The 20642-nt window shown below is 72.8% G+C and carries 19 protein-coding genes; 14 read left to right on the top strand and 5 right to left on the bottom strand.

From position 1 onward, the window contains the following. The first annotated feature begins 40 nt into the window (after positions 1–40). The 3 genes from aceE to ACZ3KJ_RS04120 all read left to right on the top strand — a co-directional run bounded on the left by aceE (position 41) and on the right by ACZ3KJ_RS04120 (position 4762). Positions 41–2743: a pyruvate dehydrogenase (acetyl-transferring), homodimeric type gene (aceE, locus tag ACZ3KJ_RS04130; protein WP_467524398.1), complete on the top strand. Its 2703-nt coding sequence runs from the start codon at positions 41–43 to the stop codon at positions 2741–2743. A gap of 101 nt (positions 2744–2844) precedes the next feature. Then, a complete protein-coding gene (locus tag ACZ3KJ_RS04125; RefSeq protein ID WP_467524397.1) occupies positions 2845–3909 on the top strand; it encodes a helix-turn-helix transcriptional regulator in 1065 nt (354 codons plus the stop codon). A gap of 334 nt (positions 3910–4243) precedes the next feature. Further along, positions 4244–4762, top strand: a complete 519-nt coding sequence (locus ACZ3KJ_RS04120; RefSeq protein ID WP_389512842.1) for a DUF4240 domain-containing protein — start codon at positions 4244–4246, stop codon at positions 4760–4762. 25 nt (positions 4763–4787) lie between these two features. On the opposite strand, the gene ACZ3KJ_RS04115 is transcribed toward ACZ3KJ_RS04120, so the two are convergent. Both ACZ3KJ_RS04115 and ACZ3KJ_RS04110 read right to left on the bottom strand, forming a co-directional pair. Continuing rightward, positions 4788–5072 carry a hypothetical protein gene (locus tag ACZ3KJ_RS04115; RefSeq protein WP_467524395.1) on the bottom strand — a complete coding sequence of 95 codons (285 nt, stop codon included), beginning with the start codon at positions 5070–5072 and terminating at the stop codon, positions 4788–4790. A gap of 77 nt (positions 5073–5149) precedes the next feature. Next, positions 5150–5953: a peptidoglycan recognition protein family protein gene (locus ACZ3KJ_RS04110; protein WP_467524808.1), complete on the bottom strand. Its 804-nt coding sequence runs from the start codon at positions 5951–5953 to the stop codon at positions 5150–5152. Between the two features lie 286 nt (positions 5954–6239). Here ACZ3KJ_RS04110 and ACZ3KJ_RS04105 point away from each other — a divergent pair, with 286 nt between their 5' ends. The 3 genes from ACZ3KJ_RS04105 to ACZ3KJ_RS04095 all read left to right on the top strand — a co-directional run bounded on the left by ACZ3KJ_RS04105 (position 6240) and on the right by ACZ3KJ_RS04095 (position 10327). After that, a complete protein-coding gene (locus tag ACZ3KJ_RS04105; RefSeq protein ID WP_467524393.1) occupies positions 6240–7424 on the top strand; it encodes a MarP family serine protease in 1185 nt (394 codons plus the stop codon). Positions 7425–7826: 402 nt separating this feature from the next. Next, positions 7827–8720 (top strand): TIGR01777 family oxidoreductase, encoded by an 894-nt coding sequence (locus ACZ3KJ_RS04100; protein ID WP_467524391.1) that lies wholly within the window; start codon positions 7827–7829, stop codon positions 8718–8720. 167 nt (positions 8721–8887) lie between these two features. After that, positions 8888–10327, top strand: coding sequence for an NAD(P)/FAD-dependent oxidoreductase (locus ACZ3KJ_RS04095; RefSeq protein WP_467524390.1), 1440 nt, complete (start codon positions 8888–8890; stop codon positions 10325–10327). Between the two features lie 206 nt (positions 10328–10533). Here the strand turns inward: ACZ3KJ_RS04095 and ACZ3KJ_RS04090 are convergent, their stop codons facing one another. Next, the gene (locus ACZ3KJ_RS04090) at positions 10534–12066 is read right to left on the bottom strand and encodes a regulator (RefSeq protein WP_467524388.1); all 1533 of its coding nucleotides are present in this window, start codon (positions 12064–12066) and stop codon (positions 10534–10536) included. Positions 12067–12304: 238 nt separating this feature from the next. On the opposite strand from ACZ3KJ_RS04090, the gene lipB reads away from it, so the two are divergent. The 4 genes from lipB to ACZ3KJ_RS04070 all read left to right on the top strand — a co-directional run bounded on the left by lipB (position 12305) and on the right by ACZ3KJ_RS04070 (position 15447). Continuing rightward, positions 12305–13102, top strand: a complete 798-nt coding sequence (gene lipB, locus ACZ3KJ_RS04085) for a lipoyl(octanoyl) transferase LipB (protein WP_467524386.1) — start codon at positions 12305–12307, stop codon at positions 13100–13102. A 134-nt stretch (positions 13103–13236) separates the two neighbouring features. Continuing rightward, positions 13237–14202 carry a lipoyl synthase gene (gene lipA, locus ACZ3KJ_RS04080; protein WP_467524384.1) on the top strand — a complete coding sequence of 322 codons (966 nt, stop codon included), beginning with the start codon at positions 13237–13239 and terminating at the stop codon, positions 14200–14202. A 267-nt stretch (positions 14203–14469) separates the two neighbouring features. Next, a complete protein-coding gene (locus tag ACZ3KJ_RS04075) occupies positions 14470–14676 on the top strand; it encodes an SCO2195 family GlnR-regulated protein (protein ID WP_467524382.1) in 207 nt (68 codons plus the stop codon). A gap of 69 nt (positions 14677–14745) precedes the next feature. Next, positions 14746–15447, top strand: coding sequence for a DUF4191 domain-containing protein (locus tag ACZ3KJ_RS04070; protein WP_467524380.1), 702 nt, complete (start codon positions 14746–14748; stop codon positions 15445–15447). Positions 15448–15529: 82 nt separating this feature from the next. Here ACZ3KJ_RS04070 and ACZ3KJ_RS04065 read toward each other — a convergent pair whose 3' ends face one another. Next, the gene (locus ACZ3KJ_RS04065) at positions 15530–15997 is read right to left on the bottom strand and encodes an RDD family protein (protein WP_467524378.1); all 468 of its coding nucleotides are present in this window, start codon (positions 15995–15997) and stop codon (positions 15530–15532) included. A gap of 219 nt (positions 15998–16216) precedes the next feature. Here ACZ3KJ_RS04065 and glnA point away from each other — a divergent pair, with 219 nt between their 5' ends. From glnA to ACZ3KJ_RS04045, 4 genes are all read left to right on the top strand, one after another. Continuing rightward, complete coding sequence (gene glnA, locus ACZ3KJ_RS04060; protein WP_467524377.1) at positions 16217–17626, top strand: type I glutamate--ammonia ligase; 1410 nt, start codon at positions 16217–16219, stop codon at positions 17624–17626. Positions 17627–17829: 203 nt separating this feature from the next. Continuing rightward, the gene (locus ACZ3KJ_RS04055; RefSeq protein WP_467524375.1) at positions 17830–17985 is read left to right on the top strand and encodes a hypothetical protein; all 156 of its coding nucleotides are present in this window, start codon (positions 17830–17832) and stop codon (positions 17983–17985) included. Positions 17986–18749: 764 nt separating this feature from the next. Next, positions 18750–19478 carry a hypothetical protein gene (locus ACZ3KJ_RS04050; RefSeq protein WP_467524373.1) on the top strand — a complete coding sequence of 243 codons (729 nt, stop codon included), beginning with the start codon at positions 18750–18752 and terminating at the stop codon, positions 19476–19478. A 359-nt stretch (positions 19479–19837) separates the two neighbouring features. Beyond that, the gene (locus ACZ3KJ_RS04045) at positions 19838–20095 is read left to right on the top strand and encodes an SCO2583/SCO2584 N-terminal domain-containing protein (protein WP_467524372.1); all 258 of its coding nucleotides are present in this window, start codon (positions 19838–19840) and stop codon (positions 20093–20095) included. Between the two features lie 136 nt (positions 20096–20231). Here the strand turns inward: ACZ3KJ_RS04045 and ACZ3KJ_RS04040 are convergent, their stop codons facing one another. Beyond that, complete coding sequence (locus ACZ3KJ_RS04040; protein ID WP_467524370.1) at positions 20232–20507, bottom strand: hypothetical protein; 276 nt, start codon at positions 20505–20507, stop codon at positions 20232–20234. Between the last annotated feature and the right edge of the window lie 135 nt (positions 20508–20642).

The following is a 20642-nucleotide window of genomic DNA, read 5'->3' as shown; positions in this document are numbered from 1 at the left end:
GCAGATGAGGGAACCCCCTTCGACTGAGGAAGGCGGCGACATGACCGACCCCAACGCCATCCAGCCGAGCGCGCTCGACCAGCTTCCCGACCGCGACCCGGAGGAGACCGCCGAATGGCAGGCCTCACTGGACGCGGTCACCAAGGCGGCCGGGCCGCACCGTGCCGCGTACCTGATGCGGCGCACGCTGGAGCGTGCCGAGGGCAACGGCATCGCGCTGCCCAAGCTCCTCGAGACCGACTACGTCAACACCATCCCCACCGCCGCCGAGCCCGCCGTACCGGGTGACGAGGCGATGGAGACCCGGATCACCGCCTGGAACCGCTGGAACGCGGCCGCGATGGTCACCCGCGGCTCCAAGTACGGCGTCGGCGGCCACATCGCCACCTTCGCCTCCGCCGCCTGGCTGTACGAGACCGGCTTCAACCACTTCTTCCGGGGCAAGGAGGCCGACGGTTCGGGCGACCAGCTCTACATCCAGGGCCACGCCTCCCCCGGCATCTACGCCCGCGCCTTCCTCGACGGCCGGCTGAACGAGGGCCACCTGGACAACTTCCGCCAGGAGGCGGGCGGCAACGGCCTCCCGTCCTACCCGCACCCGCGGCGGCTGCCCTGGCTGTGGGAGTTCCCGACGGTGTCGATGGGCCTCGGCCCGCTCTCCGCGATCTACCAGGCGCGCTTCAACCGCTACCTGACCAACCGCGGCATCAAGGACGTCTCCGCCTCCCACGTGTGGGCGTTCCTCGGCGACGGCGAGATGGACGAGCCCGAGTCGACGGCGGCCCTCGCGCTCGCCGCCCGCGAGGAGCTGGACAACCTCACCTTCGTCATCAACTGCAACCTCCAGCGCCTCGACGGCCCGGTCCGCGCCAACTTCAAGATCGTGCAGGAGCTGGAGGCGCAGTTCCGCGGCGCCGGCTGGAACGTGGTCAAGACGCTGTGGGGCACCGCCTGGGACGAGCTGTTCCGGCTCGACACCACGGGCGCGCTCGTACGCCGTCTGCGCCAGGTACCCGACGCTCAGGTGCAGACGTACCAGACCCGTGACGCCGCCTACATCCGCCAGGACTTCTTCGGCGCCGACCCGGCGCTCGTCGAGATGGCGAAGCTGCTGAGCGACGACAAGATCCTCGAGTGCTTCCACCTCTCCCGCGGTGGTCACGAGGCGCGCAAGGTCTACGCCGCCTACCGTGCCGCCCTGGCGCACAAGGGCGCGCCGACCGTGATCCTGGCGCAGACCGTCAAGGGCCACACCCTCGGTGAGGGCTTCGCGTCGAAGAACGCCAACCACCAGATGAAGAAGCTGACGGTGGACGAGTTCAAGACCATGCGCGACCTGCTGGAGCTGCCGATCTCCGACAGCCAGTTCGTCGACGGCGTGGTCCCCTACGGCCACCCCGGTGCCGACTCCCCCGAGGTCCGCTACCTCCAGGAGCGCCGCGCGGCCCTCGGCGGCCCGGCCCCGGCCCGCCGCGTGCACCCCGTCGCCCCGCTGCCCGCCCCGGCGGAGAAGGCGTTCGCCTCCTTCGACAAGGGCTCCGGCGCGCAGAGCGTGGCGACCACGATGGCCTTCGTCCGCCTGGTCAAGGACCTGGTCCGCGACAAGGAGACCGGCAAGCGCTGGGTGCCGATCGTCCCCGACGAGGCGCGCACCTTCGGCATGGAGAGCCTCTTCCCGTCCCTGGGCATCTATTCGCCCAAGGGCCAGACGTACGAGCCGGTCGACCGCGACCAGCTGATGTACTACAAGGAGGCCAAGAACGGCCAGATCCTCAACGAGGGGATCACCGAGGCCGGCTCGATGGCCGACTTCATCGCCGCCTCGACGTCGTACGCGACGCACGGCGAGACGATGATCCCGTTCTACATCTTCTACTCGATGTTCGGCTGGCAGCGCACGGCCGACCAGATGTGGCAGCTCGGCGACCAGCTCGGCCGCGGCTTCCTCGTCGGCGCCACCGCGGGCCGCACCACGCTGACCGGTGAGGGCCTCCAGCACGCCGACGGCCACTCCCCCGTCATCGCCGCGACCAACCCGGCCGCGCTGACGTACGACCCGGCGTTCGCGTACGAGATCGCCGTCATCGTCAAGGACGGTCTGCGCCGCATGTACGGCGAGGCGGCCCCGGGCGAGGACCCGAACGTCTTCTACTACCTGACCGTCTACAACGAGCCGATGCCGCAGCCGGCGAAGCCGTCCGGCCTCGGCATCGACGAGGGCATCGTCAAGGGCCTGTACCGCTTCAACACGGCGGAGTCGGCGGCGCTCGCCCCGGCCGCCAACGCCCCGCGGATCCAGCTGCTGGGCTCCGGCACGGCGATCCACTGGGTGCTGGAGGCGCAGCGGCTGCTCGCCGAGGAGTGGGGCGTGGCCGCCGACGTGTGGTCCGCGACCTCCTGGACCGAGCTGCGCCGCGACGCGCTGGAGGCCGACGCGGCCCTGCTGCGCGGCGAGGAGCGGGTGCCGTACGTCCGTCAGGCGCTTCAGGGCGCCGAGGGGCCGGTGCTGGCGGTCTCCGACTACATGCGGCAGGTCCCGGACCAGATCGCGCAGTGGGTCGAGCAGGACTACTCGTCGCTGGGCGCCGACGGCTTCGGCCTGTCGGACACCCGTGAGGCGGCCCGCCGCCACTTCGGCGTCGACGCGCAGTCGGTCGTCGTCGCGGCCCTGGCCCAGCTCGCGAAGCGCGGCGAGGTCAAGGCGACGGCGGTGAAGGAGGCCCGGGAGAAGTACGGGCTGTAGTCACCGGGGGCCCGAGAGGCCCGAGGTTCCGGGGAAGGGGTGCGGCGGCCGCCGTGCCCCTTCCCCGTTTCCGTGCCGGTGGGCCCCGGCATCATGGGCCCATGCGTGCGGCCCGGCTCATCAAGATGGTGCTCCTGCTCCAGACCCGGTCCTCCCTGACCGCCGCCGAGCTGGCGCGCGAGCTGGAGGTGTCGGAGCGGACGGTCGCCCGGGACGCCCAGGCGCTGTCGGAGGCGGGCGTCCCGGTCTACGCCGAGCGGGGGCGGGCCGGGGGCTACCGGCTGGTGGGCGGCTACCGGACGCGGCTGACCGGGCTGGCCCGCGGGGAGGCCGAGGCGCTGTTCCTGAGCGGGGTGCCGGGGGCGCTGCGGGAGATGGGGCTGGAGGACGCGGCGTCGGCCGCCCGCCTGAAGGTGTCCGCCGCGCTGCTGCCCGCACTCCGGGACGCCCCGCGCACGGCCGCGCAGCGGTTCCACCTGGACGCGCCGGGCTGGTTCCAGGAGCCGCGCACGCCCGAGCTGCTGCCGGTGGTCGCGGAGGCGGTCTGGGACGACCGGCGGATCCGCGCCCGGTACCGGCGGGGCGAGGGGGAGGGCCGGCGGGAGGTGGTGCGGGAGCTGGAACCGTACGGGCTCGTGCTCAAGGCGGGGATCTGGTACCTGTGCGCGCGGGTCGCGGGCGCCGGGTCCTTCCGGACGTACCGGATCGACCGGTTCACCGCGGTGGAACAGGTCGGAGCGCCGGGGGCGCCGGGGACGCCGGGGACGCCGGGGACGCCGGGGACGCCGGGGACGCCGGGGACGCCGGGGACGCCGGAGGATCGTTTCGCCCGGGACGAGGACTTCGACCTGCCGGCCCACTGGGCCGACCAGGCCGAGCGGTTCGCCCGGTCGATCCTCCGGACGGAGGTGGTCCTGCGGCTGTCGGAGACCGGCGTACGGAGGCTGCCGCACGCCGTGGACCCGGTGGCGGCCCGGGACGCCCTGGCCCGCGCCGGGGATCCCGACGCGGCCGGCCGGGTGACGGTCGTGCTGCGCGTGGAGTCCGAGGAGGTGGCCCACGCCCAGCTCACCGCGCTAGGCCCGGAGGCCGAGGTGCTCTCCCCGCCGTCCCTGCGCCACCGCTTCACCGAGGACGCGGCACGGTGGGCACGGCTGTACGACTGACGGGGCTCGTGCGCGGGCGCACCGCCCTGGACACCCGCCTCGCGGCGCCGGCCCCGGCCCGCGGCCCCGGAGCGCGGGCCACCGCACCGGCCGACGCCGCCTCGGCGGGACCCGGAGCACCCCCGACGGGGACACGGCGCATGCGGCCGACGGGACCGGCCGGCGCCGCGCGAGCGGTGCAGCCGGCCGGCGCATGAGCCGGAGCGGTCCGCCGGACGGGCGACGGCCGGCCGGTCGGCCGGGGCGGCGTCACCGGGTGTGCGGTGCCGGGTGCGGTGGGTGTGGGTATTCCGGGGTGCGGGGTGCCCGTGCAGGCAGGATGCTGGGACGCGTGATGGACGAGACGGAGTTCTGGGAGCTGGTCGACGCCACGCGTGAGGCCGCCGGGGGTGACCCCGAGGAGCAGGCCGACCTGCTCCTGGACCGGCTCCTGCGGCTGGAACCCGACATGGTCCTGGACTTCGCCCGTCACTTCGAGGCCCGCTACAACCGGGCGTACACCTGGGACCTGTGGGGCGCCGCCTGGGTGCTGCTCGACGGGGCCAGCGACGACGCCTTCGACTACTTCCGGTGCTGGCTCATCGGGCAGGGCCGGGAGGTCTACGAGGGGGCCGTGCACGATCCGGACGCGCTCGCGGACCTGCTGGACGACTTCGACGAGGAGATCGACGGCGACGGCGAGGAGCTGGGCTACGCGGCCGACGAGGCCTACGAGCAGCTCACCGGCACCGTCGCCCCGGACCTGGGGATCGCGCCCGCCCCGGCGGAGCCCGAGGGCACGCCGGTCGACTTCGAGCAGGAGGGGGCGCTCGCGGAGCGGTACCCGCGGCTGTGGGAGCGCTTCAAGGAGTGAGTCCGGCTGGAGCCGGCCGGCCGGTTCAGGCCGCGGCGCGGCGGCGGGTGGTGGTGTCCGCCGGGATGTACGCCTGCTGCTTCGAGGCCTCGGCCGTGTGGTGCAGCGGCGCCTTGTTGGCCTGCTCCAGGGCGGACGCGGTGGTCGCGGCCGGCCCCAGGACGACCGCGGCGACGGCGCAGACCACCGTCCACGGGCTGCGGACGGCCCGGGTCCAGCCGGTGTCCCCCGCGACGGTCCCGGCGGTCGTCCGCGTGCCGTCCGTGCGACTGCTGTCCGTGCGACTGCTGTCCGTGCGACTGCTGTTCATGTTCCCCGCCTCCAGTCGGTTCGGTTCGTGCCGTACTCGACGGTAGGGGGCGGTGATGGGAGGAGTCTGAACGCCGTCTAAGGCGTTCCTGTGAACGCGCGGGCCGTCCGGGGCGTGCGCACCGTACGGGCCGTCCTGCCCTGTAGCCGGGCGGCCGTCTCCCGGATCTCCGGCAGGCGGGCGCTGAGGGCCGCGCCGGGGCAGCTCGTCATGAAGCCGTCCTTGTGCCCGGCGAGGGCGGGCAGGGCCGCGGTGGCTCCGGCGGCGTACCGGCTGTGGCTGTTGCTGGAGGTCAGGTGGACGTCGGCGCGCGGGTCGACGCCGGAGAGGCCGAGTTTCCAGGCGGCGACGGCGGCGATCGCGTCGACCATCGCCTGCGGGACCGGCATGCCCGCGGTGAAGGTGCCGAGCGCGGCGACGCCGGCCGTGCGGTGGTTGAAGCCCTGGGTGTGCGCGCCGGTGACGGGGCGGTCGAGGCCGCCGGCCCGGCCCTCGTAGACGGTGCCGCAGCGGTCGACGATGAAGTTGTAGCCGATGTCGTCCCAGTCGCGGACGCCGGTCTGGCCCGCGTACAGGTGGCGGATGATGCGGGGCGCGTCGGCGCAGTCGTAGCCGTTGGGCGAGTCGGTGTGGTGGACGAACACGGCGACGACCCGGTCGTCGTAGCGCGGGGGCGGCTGTGCGCGCCGGGAGAGTTCGTCGAGCCAGGCCGCGCGGGGCACGATGCGGGGCCTGGCGGCGGTGTGCGGGTTCGCGGGGCGGTTCCCGGACGGCTGGGCGGTGCGGGCGGCCAGGGCCGCCGTGGCGGTGCGCTCGACCCCGTGCGCGCACAGCGCCAGGGCCGCGCCGGCGGAGAGGCCGGGCAGGCAGGCCAGGAGCACGAGCAGGGGGCCCGGCACCGCCACCGGGCGGCGCCGCGCCCGTGTCTCCCGCGCGCGGCGGAGGACCTGTGGGATGGCACGCATGGTCCCCACTGTCGGCCGGTTCCGCTCCCCCCGCGATGTGTGCTGTGCCACCTGGCGGAACCGACGTCCCGTGCCGCGGCGTTCTCGGGGTACGGGCACGCGGGGCGGGCGGGTCCGGCCCGTCGCGCGGGTGCGGGCGACGCGCAGTTGATCAGCGGGGCCGTCCCGTACGTACGGGAGGGTACGAGAGGAAGGCGGCCGAGTGGACGTGCTCGACATCCTGCTGGTGCTGGTGGCCCTGGCGTACGCCGGCTCCGGGTACCGGCGCGGTCTGGTGGCCGGCTGTGTCTCGCTGGCCGGGTTCGTGGGCGGCGCGGTGGTCGGCGTGTGGGCGCTGCCGTGGGTGATGGACCTGGTGACGGCCGGGACCACGGCGGCCACGGTCACCGCGGTGCTGACGGTGCTGGTCCCGGCGGCGGTGGGGCACGAACTGGCGGGGCGGCTGGCGCTGCGGCTGCGCCGGGAGCTCGACCGGGGTCCGCTGCGGGTGGCGGACGGGGCCGGCGGCGCGGCGGCCAACGCGGTGGCGGTGCTGATCGTGGCGTGGGTGGCGGCCAGCGTGCTGGGCGTGTCCTCGTCGGCCGTCGTGACGTCGGCGATCAGGGACTCGCGGCTGCTGGGAGCGGTGCAGGAGGTGATGCCGGAGACCACTCCGGGGTGGTTCTCGCGGGCCACGTCCGCGCTGACCGAGGCGGGTTTCCCGCAGGTCTTCAACCCGTTCGAGAACGAGTCGACGGCCCAGGTCGCCGAGCCCACCGGCGACAGTGTCACGGCGAGCGCGAGCAACGCGGCCAGGCTGAGCACGGTGAAGGTCGAGGGCGTCTCGGGCGGCCAGGGCCGTGAGGGCAGCGGGTTCGTGTACGCGCGGGAGCGGGTGATGACCAACGCCCATGTGGTGGCGGGCATGGACGAGCCGACCGTGCGGGTCGGCGGCGTGGGCCGCTCCTACGCGGCGCGGGTGGTGCTGTTCGACCCGGACAGGGACGTGGCCGTGCTGTACGTGGCGGACCTGAGCGCGCCGGTGCTGCGGTTCGACGACACGGCCTCCCGCGGGGACGCCGCGGTCGTCGCCGGGTATCCGCAGGACGGCGACCTCGACCTCAGGGCGGCGACCGTCGCGGGCCGGATCGAGGCGACCGGCCGGAACATCTACAACGACGCCACCGTCACCCGGGAGATCCACGCGATCCGTTCCCTCGTCCGCCCCGGCAACTCCGGCGGTCCGCTGCTGACCACCGACGGCCGGGTGTACGGCGTCGTCTTCGCCCGTTCCACCTCCGACGACGAGACGGGGTACGTGCTGACGGCCGCCGAGGTCGCCGGCGACGCGCAGCGGGCGGCGACGGCTACGGCCGCGGTGGACACGGGCGAGCCGGTCACGTCGTGACCGCCCGCGGGCCACAGGGACGGGCGCGCGCCCGAGCCCCGGCCCCGGGCCTCTTCGGCGACGGCGACGGCGACGGCGAGGCCCGGGGCCGGCACACGAGGCCCCGGGGCCGGCACACGTACTCCAGGGCCGCCAGCACACGTACTCCAGGGCCGCCGGCACACGAGCCCAGGGGCCACCACACGAGCCCAGGGCCCGCACACGTGCTCCAGGGCCCGCACACGTGTCCGGGGCCGGCACCCGAGCCCCCGGGCGGCGAGCGGCTGGGCACACCGCCGCGGACGCGGCCGACGACACGGCCGCCGGACTCGGCGGCCAAGTGGTCGCACGGGGGGGGCACCCTGCGGCCCCGGCAGCGGGTCCCGGCCGGGCTCCGCCGGGGTCGGCGGGCAGGATGGCGGCATGGAACGTTCGCGAATCGCGGTGGCCGGCGCGTCCGGTCTCATCGGCAGCGCCCTGGTGCGGTCCCTGACCGCCGACGGGCACGAGGTGGTGCGCCTGGTGCGCCGGGCGGCCCGGGGCTCGGACGAGGTGCGCTGGGACCCCGAGCGGGGACGGGTGGACACGGCCGGGCTCGCCGGGTGCGACGCCGTGGTGAACCTGGCGGGCGCCGGGGTGGGCGACCGGCGCTGGACGGAGGAGTACAAGAAGCGCATCCACGACAGCCGGGTGCACGGGACGGCGGCGCTCGCGCGGGCGGTCGCCGCGCTGGACCGGCCGCCGCGGGTGTTCGTCAACGGCAGCGCGATCGGCATCTACGGCGAGACCGGCGACCGCGTCGTCGACGAGAGCGCCCCCGCCGGGAGCGGCTTCCTGCCCGAGCTGTGCGTGGAGTGGGAGGCGGCCGCGGCTCCGGCGCGGGAGGCGGGCGTACGGACGGTGTTCCCCCGGACCGGGCTGGTCGTGGCGCGGGGCGGCGGGGCGTGGGGGCGGCTGTTCCCGCTGTTCCGGGCGGGCCTGGGCGGGCGGATGGGTGACGGGCGGCAGTACTGGTCGTACATCTCGCTGCACGACGAGGTCGCGGCGGTCCGGCACCTCCTGGACCGCGACGACCTGTCGGGGCCGTTCAACCTGACCGCTCCCGAGCCGCTGACGAACCGGGAGATCACCGCCGCGATGGGGCGGGTGCTGCACCGGCCGACCCTGTTCCCGGTGCCGGCGCCGGTGCTGCGGACGGTGCTCGGCGAGATGGCCGGGGATGTGCTGGGCAGTGCGCGGGTGGTGCCCGAGCGGCTGCTGACGTCGGGGTTCACCTTTGCGTTCCCCGGGATCGAGGACGCCCTGCGGGCCGCCTGACACCCCACCGGGACCGCATGCGACCGCTGTGCGACCGTGCCCTGCCCATGCGCGACTGTTCCCGACCGATCACGGCCCTACCCTCGATCCGAACTCGGGTATTCCGGACGCCCGATGGGGGCATCACGTCTCCACCGGCCGCGCAACCTCGAGGCGAGGAGGGGCACGTGCTTGAGCCCGCGTACCAGGCAGACGTCGTCGTGGTGGGAGCCGGGGTCGCCGGCCTCTCCGCCGCCCAACGGCTGAACAGCGCAGGAGTGACGACGGTGGTCCTGGAGGCCGCCCCCTGCGTGGGGGGCCGCATGGCGACCGAGAAGGTCGACGGCTTCCGGCTCGACCGCGTCGGACAACTGCTGTCCACGGCGTATCCCGAACTGGCGCTGACCCCGGGGCTGAGCGCACTCGTCCTGCGCCCGTTCGCCCCCGGGGTGCTGCTGCACAGCGACGGGCGCCACCACCGCGCGGGCGCACCAGCGGGCGCGGGAGGCGCAAGGGGCGCACTCCATGCCGTACGCGCCCTCGCAAGCGCCCCCAGGCCGGGGTCGCTGCCCAGGTCGCGCGCCGGAGCCTCCCGCGCGGTCGCCGCGCTGCCCGGCAGGCGGCCGGGCGCGCCCCGGCAGACGGTGGTCCCGCCGCGCGTCCGGGCGGGCGCCCCGCTGGGCACCGCCGTGGACCAGGCCCGGCTCGGTGCGGCGCTGACCCGGCTCGCGGCCACCCCCGCCGAACGGCTGCTGCGCCGCCGGGAGGCACCGGCCGCCGAGGCCCTCGCCGCCCGCGGGCTGCCCGCCCGCACGATCGACGGCTTCCTGCGCCCCCTGCTCGCCGCCCTGCTGTGCGACCCGGACCTCACCACCTCGAGCCGGTGCGCGGACCTCGCGCTGCGCGCCTTCGCGGCCGGGCGGCTGTGCCTGCCGGAGGGCGGGGCCGAGGTGCTGCCGGACCTGCTCGCGCGGACCCTGCCGCCGGGCACCGTGCACACCGGGGTACGGGTCACGTCGGTCTCCACGACCTCGGTGACGACCGCCGAGCACGGCACGTTCCGCTGCCGCGCGGTCCTGGTCGCCACCGACGCGCGCACCGCCGCCGAGCTGCTGCCCGGGCTGCGGGTGCCCGACTTCCACCCGGTGACGGTCCTGCACCACACCACCGACGAGCCGCCGTCGACCGGCGCCTCGCTGCTCCTGGACGCCGACCGCGGCGGCCCCGTCGCCCACACGACGGTGACCAGCCGCGTCGACCCGAGCCGCGCCCCGGCCGGCCGCACCCTGGTCACCTCCACGGTCCTCGGCGCACCCCCGCCCGGCGTCGACACCGCGGTCCGCATGCACCTCTCCCGCCTCTACGGCACCTCGACCGCCCGCTGGGAGACGCTGGCGGTGCACCACACCCCCGAGGCCGTCCCCACCATGCGCGCCCCGCACGACCTGCGCCGCCCGGTACGCCTGCTGGCGGGCCTCTACGTCTGCGGCGACCACCGCGACACCAGCACGGTGCAGGGCGCCCTCCACTCGGCCCACCGCGCGTCGGCGGCCATCCTGTCCGACCTCGGCGCGGCAAGCCCGATGCACGCCGCAGACCCCTTGCCGACGGCCCGCAGGGCGGCATGAGACGGCCGGAGGTCGAACAAGCGCCTGCGGCGGCATGAGGCGCCCCGGACACCCACTCCAGCCGGTCGGCACCGGCCGGCCCGGCGAACCAGCCCGTCCGGCGCTTGCGGACGAGGCCCGTCCAGGGCCGAAGCGGGGGTCCGGGGGCGGCAGCCCCCGGGGACGGGACGGGAAGGGGCGGCGGGGGCGAGGACAGCCCCCGCCGGCTACCCCAGCGCAGCCACCTTGTCCCGGTACGTCCGCACCGGCGCCGCGTCCTTGTACGGCTCCAGCCGGCGCTCGAAGTCCTTGACGTACTCCACCGCCCGCACCGACCGCATCTCCGCGGCCTGCCCCGCCGCCTCCGCCGCGAGATGGCACGCCTGGTCGAGCTCGCCGAGGCCCAGGCGGGCGGAGGCGAGGACGACCCGGCAGAACAGGCGGCTGCGGGCGTAGGCCGCGGGACGGAGCTGGAGGGACCGTTCCGCGTGCTGCGCCGCGGCACGGAACTGCTGGAGGTCCCGGTGGCAGTGCCCGAACTCGTCGGCGAGCTGCCCCTCGTCGAAGAACCGCGCCCAGAACGGCGTCTCGTCCCCCGCCTTGGCCGCGTCCAGCGCGCGCTCGGCCCGCACCAGGGAGGCGGTGCAGGCCCGCACCTCGCCCAGCACGCCGTGCCCGCGGGCCTCGGCGGCGTGCAGCAGCGCCTGGACGACGGGCGGGGCGTTGGTGCCGACGCCCTGCTGGGCGACGCGCGCGAGCTGCACGGCCTCGCGGCCGTGGCCGAGGTAGACGGCCTGGCGGCTCATGGTGACCAGGACGAAGGAGCCGTACGCCCGGTCCGCGGCGGCCTGGGAGAGCCGCAGCGCCTGCACGAAGTAGCGCTGGGCGAGGCCGTGCGCGGCGATGTCGAAGGAGGTCCAGCCGGCGAGGCGGGTGAGGTCGGCGGCGGCGCCGAACAGACGGCGGCCGGCCTGCTCGCCGTAGGTGCCGCGCAGCATCGGCTCGCACTCGTGCTCCAGGTAGCGCACGAGGGCCTGGCGGGCGTGGCCGCCGCCGTACATGTCGTCGAGGGTGCGGAAGAGTTCGCCCACCGAGCGGAGGGCGGAGATGTCGCCGCCGGTGACGCGCTGGCCGGGGCCGCGCTCGGTGGTGGCGCGCTGCCGGGGCACGCCGGAGGTGCCGTGGCCGGACGGGGCCGGCGGCCTGGGCGGGACGGCCCTGCCGGACCCCGGCCCGGCCGGTGCCGGCGCGGCCTGGCCGGACGGGCGGGCCTGCGCCGGCACCCGGGCGGGGGGCTCCCCGGGAGCGCGGGCGACCTTCTCGTCGGCCCGGCCGATCAGCCAGTCCCGGCTGGGCACGACGAGACCGGCCGGTGTGAAGGCGATCTTGCGCAGCTCGGCATGGCTGCCGGAGTCCTTGCGCCACAGCCCGCCGACGATGTCGATCGCCTCCTCGGGGGTGCCGGCGAACTCCAGCCCCGCGTACACGGGGGCGCACGCGTCCAGACCGAGGTCCTGCGCGGTCAGGCGGCGGCCCAGGCGGCGGGTGAAGACCTCGGCGATGAGGGCGGGGGTCGTGCCGCGGGGCTGCTGACCGCGGAGCCACCGGGTGACGGACGTCTTGTCGTATCTGAGATCCAGCCCGTGCTCGAGCCCGAGCTGATCGACGCGCCGGGCCAGACCCGCGTTGGAGAAGCCCGCTTCTGCGATGAGCGCGGCGAGCTGGCGGTTGGGAGTGCGCTGCGCGGGTCGTTCCGTCATCTGCGGTGCGGTCTCCTGCCTTCCAGGCCCCTGAAGTGCCTGGATTGCCTGTGAGCAGCCCTAATGGCCTCGTGAACGGCGCGAATGTAGCGGAGCGTAAGCGCGTGATTGCATATCTCGACATTCATTCATCCGATCGTGTGAGGATCGACTCCCAAGCTGACGCGCGGGGCCGGACGTACAGTGGCGGGGGCGCGCTGCGTGCCCGATACACCCGTTGCCGAGGGAGGCGCTTGCCGTGAGTGAGGTGCGGTTCGTCCGCTGGGGATTCGGAGCGGACGCGGTCGAGTACCAGGAGGCGTGGGACGAGCAGCGCCGGGTGCACGCGGCACGCTTCGCCGACGAGGTGCCCGACACCGTGCTGCTGCTGGAGCACCCGCCGGTCTACACGGCCGGCCGGCGCACCGCCGACGACGAGCGCCCCCTGGACGGCACGCCGGTGATCGACGTGGACCGCGGCGGCAAGATCACCTGGCACGGTCCGGGCCAGCTCGTGGGCTACCCCATCCAGAAGCTCCCGCGCCCGGTGGACGTGGTGGCGCACGTGCGGCGCCTGGAGGAGGCGCTCATCCGCACCTGCGCGGAGTTCGGCCTGGAGACCACCCGGGTCGAGGGCCGCAGCGGGGTGTGGGTGCTCGGCGACCCGGTGGAGCGGCGGCCGTCGTTCGGCGGTCTCTCGCTGGACTTCGACCCCCGGCTCACCGACGAGGAGTTCGACCCGCGCCTGAACGGCCCGGAGTACGCCCCCTCCAACGCCGGCCAGCGCCGCGAGGACCGCAAGATCGCCGCGATCGGCATCCGGGTGGCCAAGGGTGTCACGATGCACGGCTTCGCGCTGAACGTGAACCCCGACAACAAGTGGTTCGACCGGATCATCCCGTGCGGCATCCGGGACGCGGGGGTCGCCTCGCTCGCCGGCGAGCTCGGCCGGGACGTGACCATCGAGGAGGTCCTGCCGGTCGTCGAACGCCACCTCGCCGACGTCCTGGGGAACGCGGACCTGAAGCCGCGGGAGGTGGAACGGGCCTCCGCCTAGCCGGGCATGTCTTCCCCGTCACGCCGGGGCCGGGGGAATGCTCCCCCGGCCCGGCGGGTTGCCCACCGCGGGGACCGAAAACGTACGGGCGTACCCTGGGGGACGCCGAAGAATCGAAGCTACAGGGAGCCGATGTGTCCGCAGTCGCACCCGACGGACGCAAGATGCTGCGCCTGGAGGTCCGGAACAGCCAGACCCCCATCGAGCGCAAGCCCGAGTGGATCAAGACCCGGGCGAAAATGGGTCCCGAGTACACGAAGATGCAGAACCTCGTGAAGAGCGAGGGGCTGCACACCGTATGCCAGGAAGCCGGCTGTCCCAACATCTACGAGTGCTGGGAGGACCGCGAGGCCACCTTCCTCATCGGCGGTGACCAGTGCACCCGGCGCTGCGACTTCTGCCAGATCGACACCGGCAAGCCCGAGGCGCTCGACCGGGACGAGCCGCGGCGCGTCGGCGAGTCGGTCGTCACCATGGACCTGAACTACGCCACCATCACCGGCGTGGCGCGGGACGACCTGGAGGACGGCGGCGCCTGGCTGTACGCCGAGACGGTGCGGCAGATCCACCGGCAGACGGCGGAGCGCGAGGGCGGGCGCACGAAGGTGGAGCTGCTGGCCCCCGACTTCAACGCCGTCCCGGAGCAGCTGGCGGAGGTCTTCTCCTCCCGGCCCGAGGTGTTCGCGCACAACGTCGAGACCGTCCCGCGGATCTTCAAGCGGATCCGCCCCGGTTTCCGCTACGAGCGCTCGCTCAAGGTCATCACCGAGGCGCGCGACGTCGGTCTGGTCACCAAGTCGAACCTGATCCTCGGCATGGGCGAGACCCGCGAGGAGGTCAGTGAGGCGCTGCGGCAGCTGCACGACGCCGGCTGCGAGCTCGTCACCATCACCCAGTACCTGCGCCCGAGCGTCCGGCACCACCCCGTGGAGCGCTGGGTGAAGCCGCAGGAGTTCGTCGAGCTGAAGGAGGAAGCCGAGCAGATCGGCTTCTCGGGCGTGATGTCCGGCCCGCTGGTACGGTCCTCCTACCGCGCCGGGCGCCTGTACCAGATGGCCGTCGAGAAGCGCGGCTCCTTCATCGCCGCCCAGGCCGTCTGACACCGTCACCCACCGCGCCCCGCACCGGCGACGGGGCTCGTGTGAATTCGCGCACAAGCGGCTACTCGCCAGTAGAGTCCGAGACGATGCGGTCCCGACCGTCCTCCCTGATGAGGGCGCCCGTCGGGGCCGCATCAGCATTTCGGCCCCTCACACCGAGGCTTCATGGGTGTTTGACCGGTCGGTCACGCCCTGGTAACACCAATCAGTGACGTTGGTATCACACCACGTGCACCCGTGACCCATGCCGCCCGAGGGGGCCCCATCATGCAGGCCGCGCCCGTTCGCGCCACCGCGATCCCTTCCTTCACCGACGCCCTGCGCGCCGTCGAGTCCCTGCTCATGAGCGGCGGCCAGCGCACCGCCCGGCGCAACGCCTGGAACTCCGTCCTGGAGGACCGCCGCCGCGCCAAGGACCGGGTCGAGGCGCAGCGCGTCCTCGAAGCCGTCAGCGTCGGCTCCGCCCGTTCCTGACCCGCCCCGGCCCCTCGCTGCCGGGCACTGCCGTCGTGGGTCCTCCCGGGGACACGTAGACTGCGTGACATGGCGAGGAAGGACACCGCGGCGGACGCCGCGAACCCCGGGCGACTGAAGCAGATCGCCCTGACCTACAAGATGACCCGCAAGGCCGACAAGAAGATCGGTCTTGTACTCGCGGCTGTCGGAATCGTCACCTTCGGTGTCTTCCTCGCGATCGGTTTCTTGATCGGCCACCCCATCTATCTGGGCATCCTGGGCCTCCTGCTCGGCTTCCTCGCGACGGCGATCGTGTTCGGCCGCCGGGCCGAGCGGGCCGCCTTCGGCCAGATGGAGGGCCAGCCGGGCGCTGCGGCGGCCGTGCTGGACAACGTCGGCCGGGGCTGGACGACGACCCCGGCGGTGGCGATGAACCGCAGCCAGGACGTGGTGCACCGGGCCGTCGGCAAGGCCGGCATCGTCCTGGTCGCCGAGGGCAACCCGAACCGGGTGAAGAGCCTGCTGGCGGCCGAGAAGAAGAAGATGAACCGCATCGTGGCGGACGTCCCGGTGCACGACCTGATCGTCGGCACCGGCGAGGGCCAGGTGGAGCTGAAGAAGCTGCGGACCACCATGCTGAAGCTGCCGCGCGTCCTGACCGGCCCGCAGGTGACCACCACCAACGACCGGCTGCGCGCCATGGGCGACCTGATGAGCAACATGCCGCTGCCGAAGGGGCCCATGCCCAAGGGCATGCGCCTGCCGAAGGGCGGGCCGAAGGCCCGCTGAACCCCGCGACACCCGAAGGGGGCGCCCGGATCACTCCGGGCGCCCCCTTCGTCGTACGCCATACCCCCCGTGGTACGTCGCCCTAGATGCGCACCTCGACCGTGCGGGCCAGCCGGTCGTGGAGGCCGCGGCCGTCGCGGTCCCAGATCAGCGCGGGGACGGCGAGGCAGAGCAGGACCGTGCGCAGGGCGGAGCGGACGGGGTGGACGGTGCCGGTGTCCAGGGCGACCACACGCAGCCGGAACAGGCGCTTGCCCGGAGTGAAACCGAGCGTTCCCACCGTGAGCACACTCATCACGAGGAAGATCAGCAGGGCCCAATTGCCGGTGGCGGGGCCGTAGCCGTCCGTGATCAAACCGTATGCGATCAAGAGGCACAGGCCCCAGTCCACCGCAAGGGCGCCGAGGCGCCGGCCCGGACGGGCGATCGAGCCCGGCCCCTCCTCCGGCAGACCCAGCTGCTCGCCCCGGTATCCGAAGTCGGCACCGGCTTCCTCCATGGCCGCGCGCGGGCCGGAGAGCCACGATCCGATTGCTTGCCTGTTGTCCACCCGTCCACGGTACTGCGCACCCATATGCCCGGCGGACGGAGGGGTACGGGACCGTGTGACCGAGCTACCGTGGAAGCCGGGCCGGTTAACTTCTGCGAAACAAATGGGTCACGCACGAGAAATCACCCGTCCCTAGGGTCGACGACAGCGTGTGCCACCGCACTGGCCGCACGAACGAACTACCACCCCGGCCCGCCGGCCGGGAGTAGGAGGAGCTGGATGTTCCAGAACGCCGACGAGGCCAAGAAGTTCATCGCGGACGAGGACGTCAAGTTCATCGACGTCCGGTTCTGCGACCTGCCGGGCGTCATGCAGCACTTCTCGCTGCCCGTCGAGGCGTTCGACCCGGACGAGGAGCTCGCCTTCGACGGATCGTCGATCCGTGGCTTCCAGGCCATTCACGAGTCCGACATGGCCCTGCGCGCCGACCTGTCGACCGCTCGGGTGGACCCCTTCCGCCGCGACAAGACCCTCAACATCAACTTCTTCATCCACGACCCGATCACGGGCGAGCAGTACTCCCGTGACCCGCGCAACGTGGCGAAGAAGGCGGAGGCGTACCTGGCGTCGACCGGGATCGCCGACACCGCGTACTTCGGTCCCGAGGCCGAGTTCTACGTGTTCGACAGCGTGCGCTTCAAGACCTCGGAGAACGAGTCCTTCTACCACATCGACTCCGAGGCCGGCGCCTGGAACACCGGTGCGCTGGAGGACAACCGCGGTTACAAGGTCCGCTACAAGGGCGGCTACTTCCCGGTCCCGCCGGTCGACCACTTCGCCGACCTGCGCGCCGAGATCTCCCTGGAGCTGGCCAAGTCGGGCCTCCAGGTCGAGCGCCAGCACCACGAGGTGGGCACCGCCGGCCAGGCCGAGATCAACTACAAGTTCAACACGCTGCTCGCCGCGGCCGACGACCTCCAGCTCTTCAAGTACATCGTGAAGAACGTCGCCTGGCGCAACGGCAAGACCGCGACCTTCATGCCGAAGCCGATCTTCGGTGACAACGGCTCGGGCATGCACGTCCACCAGTCGCTGTGGAGCAACGGCTCCCCGCTGTTCTACGACGAGGCCGGCTACGCGGGCCTGTCGGACATGGCCCGCTACTACATCGGCGGCATCCTCAAGCACGCCCCGTCGCTGCTGGCCTTCACCAACCCGACGGTGAACTCCTACCACCGCCTGGTCCCGGGCTTCGAGGCCCCGATCAACCTGGTGTACTCGCAGCGCAACCGCTCCGCGGCCATGCGCATCCCGATCACGGGTTCGAACCCGAAGGCCAAGCGCGTCGAGTTCCGCGCGCCCGACTCCTCCGGCAACCCGTACCTGGCCTTCTCGGCCCTGCTGCTCGCGGGCCTCGACGGCATCAAGAACAAGATCGAGCCGGCCGAGCCGATCGACAAGGACCTCTACGAGCTCGCACCCGAGGAGCACGCGAACGTCGCGCAGGTCCCGACCTCCCTCCCGGCCGTCCTCGACTCGCTCGAGCGCGACCACGAGTTCCTCCTCCAGGGCGACGTCTTCACGCCGGACCTGATCGAGACGTGGATCGACTTCAAGCGCACCAACGAGATCGCTCCGCTGCAGCTGCGCCCGCACCCGCACGAGTTCGAGCTGTACTTCGACGTCTAAGAAAAACGCTGCGAGGGCCGCTACCCGTGATCGGGGTAGCGGCCCTCGTCGCTTGTCCAAGGCCCCGTGCGGCGGCAGCCTTCTTGGTCTCCTGATGGGCCGGGTGGGTGACGGCAGCCGGGGCGCCAAGGGCCGAGACCGGAAGCGAGGACCGACGTGACCGGCCTTCCCGGCAATCGCCCCGTTACGACCTGCCGGGCATCGTGGCCGAGCAGCTCAGCGGTGTGCACGGGCGCCTGGTCGACGTGGGCTGCGCCAATGGCACGTTCGTCGAGCGGCTCCACGAGGACCGGCAGCCGAACCTGGCCCTGCTGGACCTGGACATCTCTCGTGGCATCCTTCCATGCCGGTCGATGTGATCGATGATGAGCGAGCGGGCTCGCTCGATCGTCGCTTCGAACGGCACGTCCTGCTGGTCCGCCCACGCCCGGTACGAGGTCATGACTTCTCGTCTGCCGTCGCTGAATCCGGCTCCCTGCGCAGCACGAGCCATCCGCTGTCCTGTAGGTCTTCTCCGAGGCCGCTGAGACCGCCTGGGCCGGTCTGCCCCGGATGTCCGACGCCCTGCCTTGTGCACGGGTCCCTCCCTCGGGCAAACTCTGGATCGGCCGCCAGGCGGCCGATCCCAACTCTGCGCCGCCCCGTCGCAGAGTTGCTCGCGGATGAAGGAGCCATAGCCCCACCTGTCTCTGGATAACACTGTCCGTCGGCGTCCTGGTCATGGGCGCGCAGATCAGTTGTCGAGTGCTGAGGGGCGGCGGCATTCGGGGATGGACCTGCGATGACCTCGGGTGGACGTCTCACCAGGCTGGCACGTACGCGACAGCGGTACACAGGCGAGCCTTTCCAGGTGTCACGGAACGCGATGCACTGTGGTGACAACCGTCGCCCTCTCCCGGGTGCCACCGGCGCTCAGGCGCACCTGGAGGCCGAGGTCTTCGCCAAACTGGGCACGGGTGGGCAGTGGTGGTCCCACCCCCTCGGTATCGCTCATGTGCGTCCGGCGGCCGGATCGGTGCTGGTCCAGCTCGACGGTCACACCAGGTTCAGCCGGGGGACGCCGTACCCCCGTAGCGCCCATGTGCTGGACAAACTGCTTCCCAGCGCGGAGCCGGGTGTTCAAGTGATCGGTGTCATCGGTCTCCGGGTGGCCGGCATCGAAGGTGCGGACCTCCACCTCACCCTGAGCGGGAAGACGTGCCGCGTCGTCCTGAGGGGCATCCCCGGCACACACTGGGACGCGTTGCTCGACGAACGGTGGCATCACGATCAGGAAGCAGGGTTCCCACCGCTGTGGCGCAGCCCCTCACTGACGGAACACGAAGAAGCCGACATACGCGGCTACGCGGCGAGTTGGAAGGCCGAACGGGAGCTCGACCGGCTGGGATCAGCGCTGCTGCGCCGCATCGCGCTTTTCCACACATCGAGCTCCGCGTACTCCACCCGCTCATGGATCACCGGAGACGAGTGGATTTTCGAGCTGGACACGGTTCTCGGTGTCCCGCTGGGGCACGACGACTTCCTCGAAGCGCTCATGGACCCTGTCTGGGGACTCGCCCTCCGCATCGATCGCCATCACTGCTCCTGCAACGAACCGAGGGACCGCGACGAGAGGTTCTATCTCCGCCAGTGCACCTACCACCTGACACACCGCGAACGACACCTCGGCGGCCTGCAACTGCGCTTCCGTCATGGGGATGCCGTGTACGGCTCCGACGCTCGGACCATTCTGGAAGGCCTTGGCTCTCCCTCGAAGTGGCTTGACAGGGTGCTCCCGACGAGCGGTCCTCACCTGGGCCCCCTCGCCGGGAGTCGTACGACGGTCCGGCGTCCGGAAACGGGGGATCACTGATGTCCTGGGACGGCGTCCTCCTGTTCATTCTGGCGTTCTTCGGAGCCGTTTCGCTCCTGCTGACGCAAGTCGGCGAGGTGCTGTCGCGCCTGCCGCCGGTCATCCGCGCCTGGCGTCGGTTGCGGCAGGAATGGAACGGTGGTCTCGGGTCCGGCTCCCGGGGCCACCCAGCGAGCACCGATGACCTGGAGCCCCCGCACGGACGACCCGAACAGTAGCCGAGGTCACGAGGACGACGGCCATCTGCTGTCGGCTGCCTCGGCGGACAGTCAGCAGCACGGCCCGTGGCGCCACTGACACGACATCGTCGTATCGTTTCCGGCACTGGCGTTCGACAGAGATGACGGGGAGAGACGGGGATGGCCGAACAGGACGACGGGGAGCGGGAGTTCGACCTCAGATGGGCGGACGACGCCGAGCACAAGGAGCCCTCGGCGCGGGCGCGGATGCTGGCCGCGCGGTGGAGGGAGAACCCGCCGCGGCCGCAGCCCTTCCGGGCCGGTCCCGATCCGGTGGCGCCCCGGCGGTCGTCGTGGCTGTCGACGGCGGTCGTTCTGGGGTGCGTGGCCGCGGTGATCCTGCTGCTGGGGTACGCGCAGCTGCGGGCGCCGTACTAGGGCCTGCCGTTCGGATCACACCGTAGACGCGGGGCAGGCTCTGGCCGCACCGCGGGACGGGCCTCGAAGGCACGGCGCTCCCGCCGGTTTACGTACGGGCCGGCCCCCGGTGCATGAGAACCGGGGGCCGGCCTGGTCACTTTCCGCGCTCGCGCTCCTGGCGACGGGACTCCAGGGGCCGTTCGCGGCGGTAGCGGCGCTCCCACTTGGCCTGCTGGTCGCGGCGGGCGCGGTAGGCCTTGTAGGTGGTCGGTGCGGGGCTCGCGGCGGGGCCGGGCGCGGGCGCCGACGTGGGGACGCGGCCGTAGCGCACGTACAGGCAGAGCACGGCGACCGCGGCGAGCCAGTAGAGGTGGTTGCCGAAACCCAGGACCACCAGGACGGCGGTCCCGGAGAGGACGACGGTGCCCATGGGGTGCCTCCTTCCTGGGCGGGACACGGCTGTATCGGGTGGGATTCGCGGGGTGGGGTGGTGTTCCCAGCGTAGGGAGGCGGTCACTCGAGGTGCATCTTCTTTTCCCCGGACCTAGAGTCGGCCGAAGCGATG

It is taken from the genome of Streptomyces sp. NPDC003248 (assembly GCF_055563235.1).
The sequence above is the reverse complement of the archived record's forward strand: the minus strand, read 5'-3'. Positions and strand labels throughout refer to the sequence as shown.

What these genes read in the sequence shown, in the direction of transcription:
- aceE (WP_467524398.1), top strand. Translation starts at nt 41, where the DNA reads ATGACCGACCCCAACGCCATCCAGCCGAGCGCGCTCGACCAGCTTCCC.
- ACZ3KJ_RS04125 (WP_467524397.1), top strand. Translation starts at nt 2,845, where the DNA reads ATGCGTGCGGCCCGGCTCATCAAGATGGTGCTCCTGCTCCAGACCCGG.
- ACZ3KJ_RS04120 (WP_389512842.1), top strand. Translation starts at nt 4,244, where the DNA reads ATGGACGAGACGGAGTTCTGGGAGCTGGTCGACGCCACGCGTGAGGCC.
- ACZ3KJ_RS04115 (WP_467524395.1), bottom strand. Translation starts at nt 5,072, where the DNA reads ATGAACAGCAGTCGCACGGACAGCAGTCGCACGGACAGCAGTCGCACG.
- ACZ3KJ_RS04100 (WP_467524391.1), top strand. Translation starts at nt 7,827, where the DNA reads ATGGAACGTTCGCGAATCGCGGTGGCCGGCGCGTCCGGTCTCATCGGC.
- ACZ3KJ_RS04090 (WP_467524388.1), bottom strand. Translation starts at nt 12,066, where the DNA reads ATGACGGAACGACCCGCGCAGCGCACTCCCAACCGCCAGCTCGCCGCG.
- ACZ3KJ_RS04075 (WP_467524382.1), top strand. Translation starts at nt 14,470, where the DNA reads ATGCAGGCCGCGCCCGTTCGCGCCACCGCGATCCCTTCCTTCACCGAC.
- ACZ3KJ_RS04070 (WP_467524380.1), top strand. Translation starts at nt 14,746, where the DNA reads ATGGCGAGGAAGGACACCGCGGCGGACGCCGCGAACCCCGGGCGACTG.
- glnA (WP_467524377.1), top strand. Translation starts at nt 16,217, where the DNA reads ATGTTCCAGAACGCCGACGAGGCCAAGAAGTTCATCGCGGACGAGGAC.
- ACZ3KJ_RS04045 (WP_467524372.1), top strand. Translation starts at nt 19,838, where the DNA reads ATGGCCGAACAGGACGACGGGGAGCGGGAGTTCGACCTCAGATGGGCG.
- ACZ3KJ_RS04040 (WP_467524370.1), bottom strand. Translation starts at nt 20,507, where the DNA reads ATGGGCACCGTCGTCCTCTCCGGGACCGCCGTCCTGGTGGTCCTGGGT.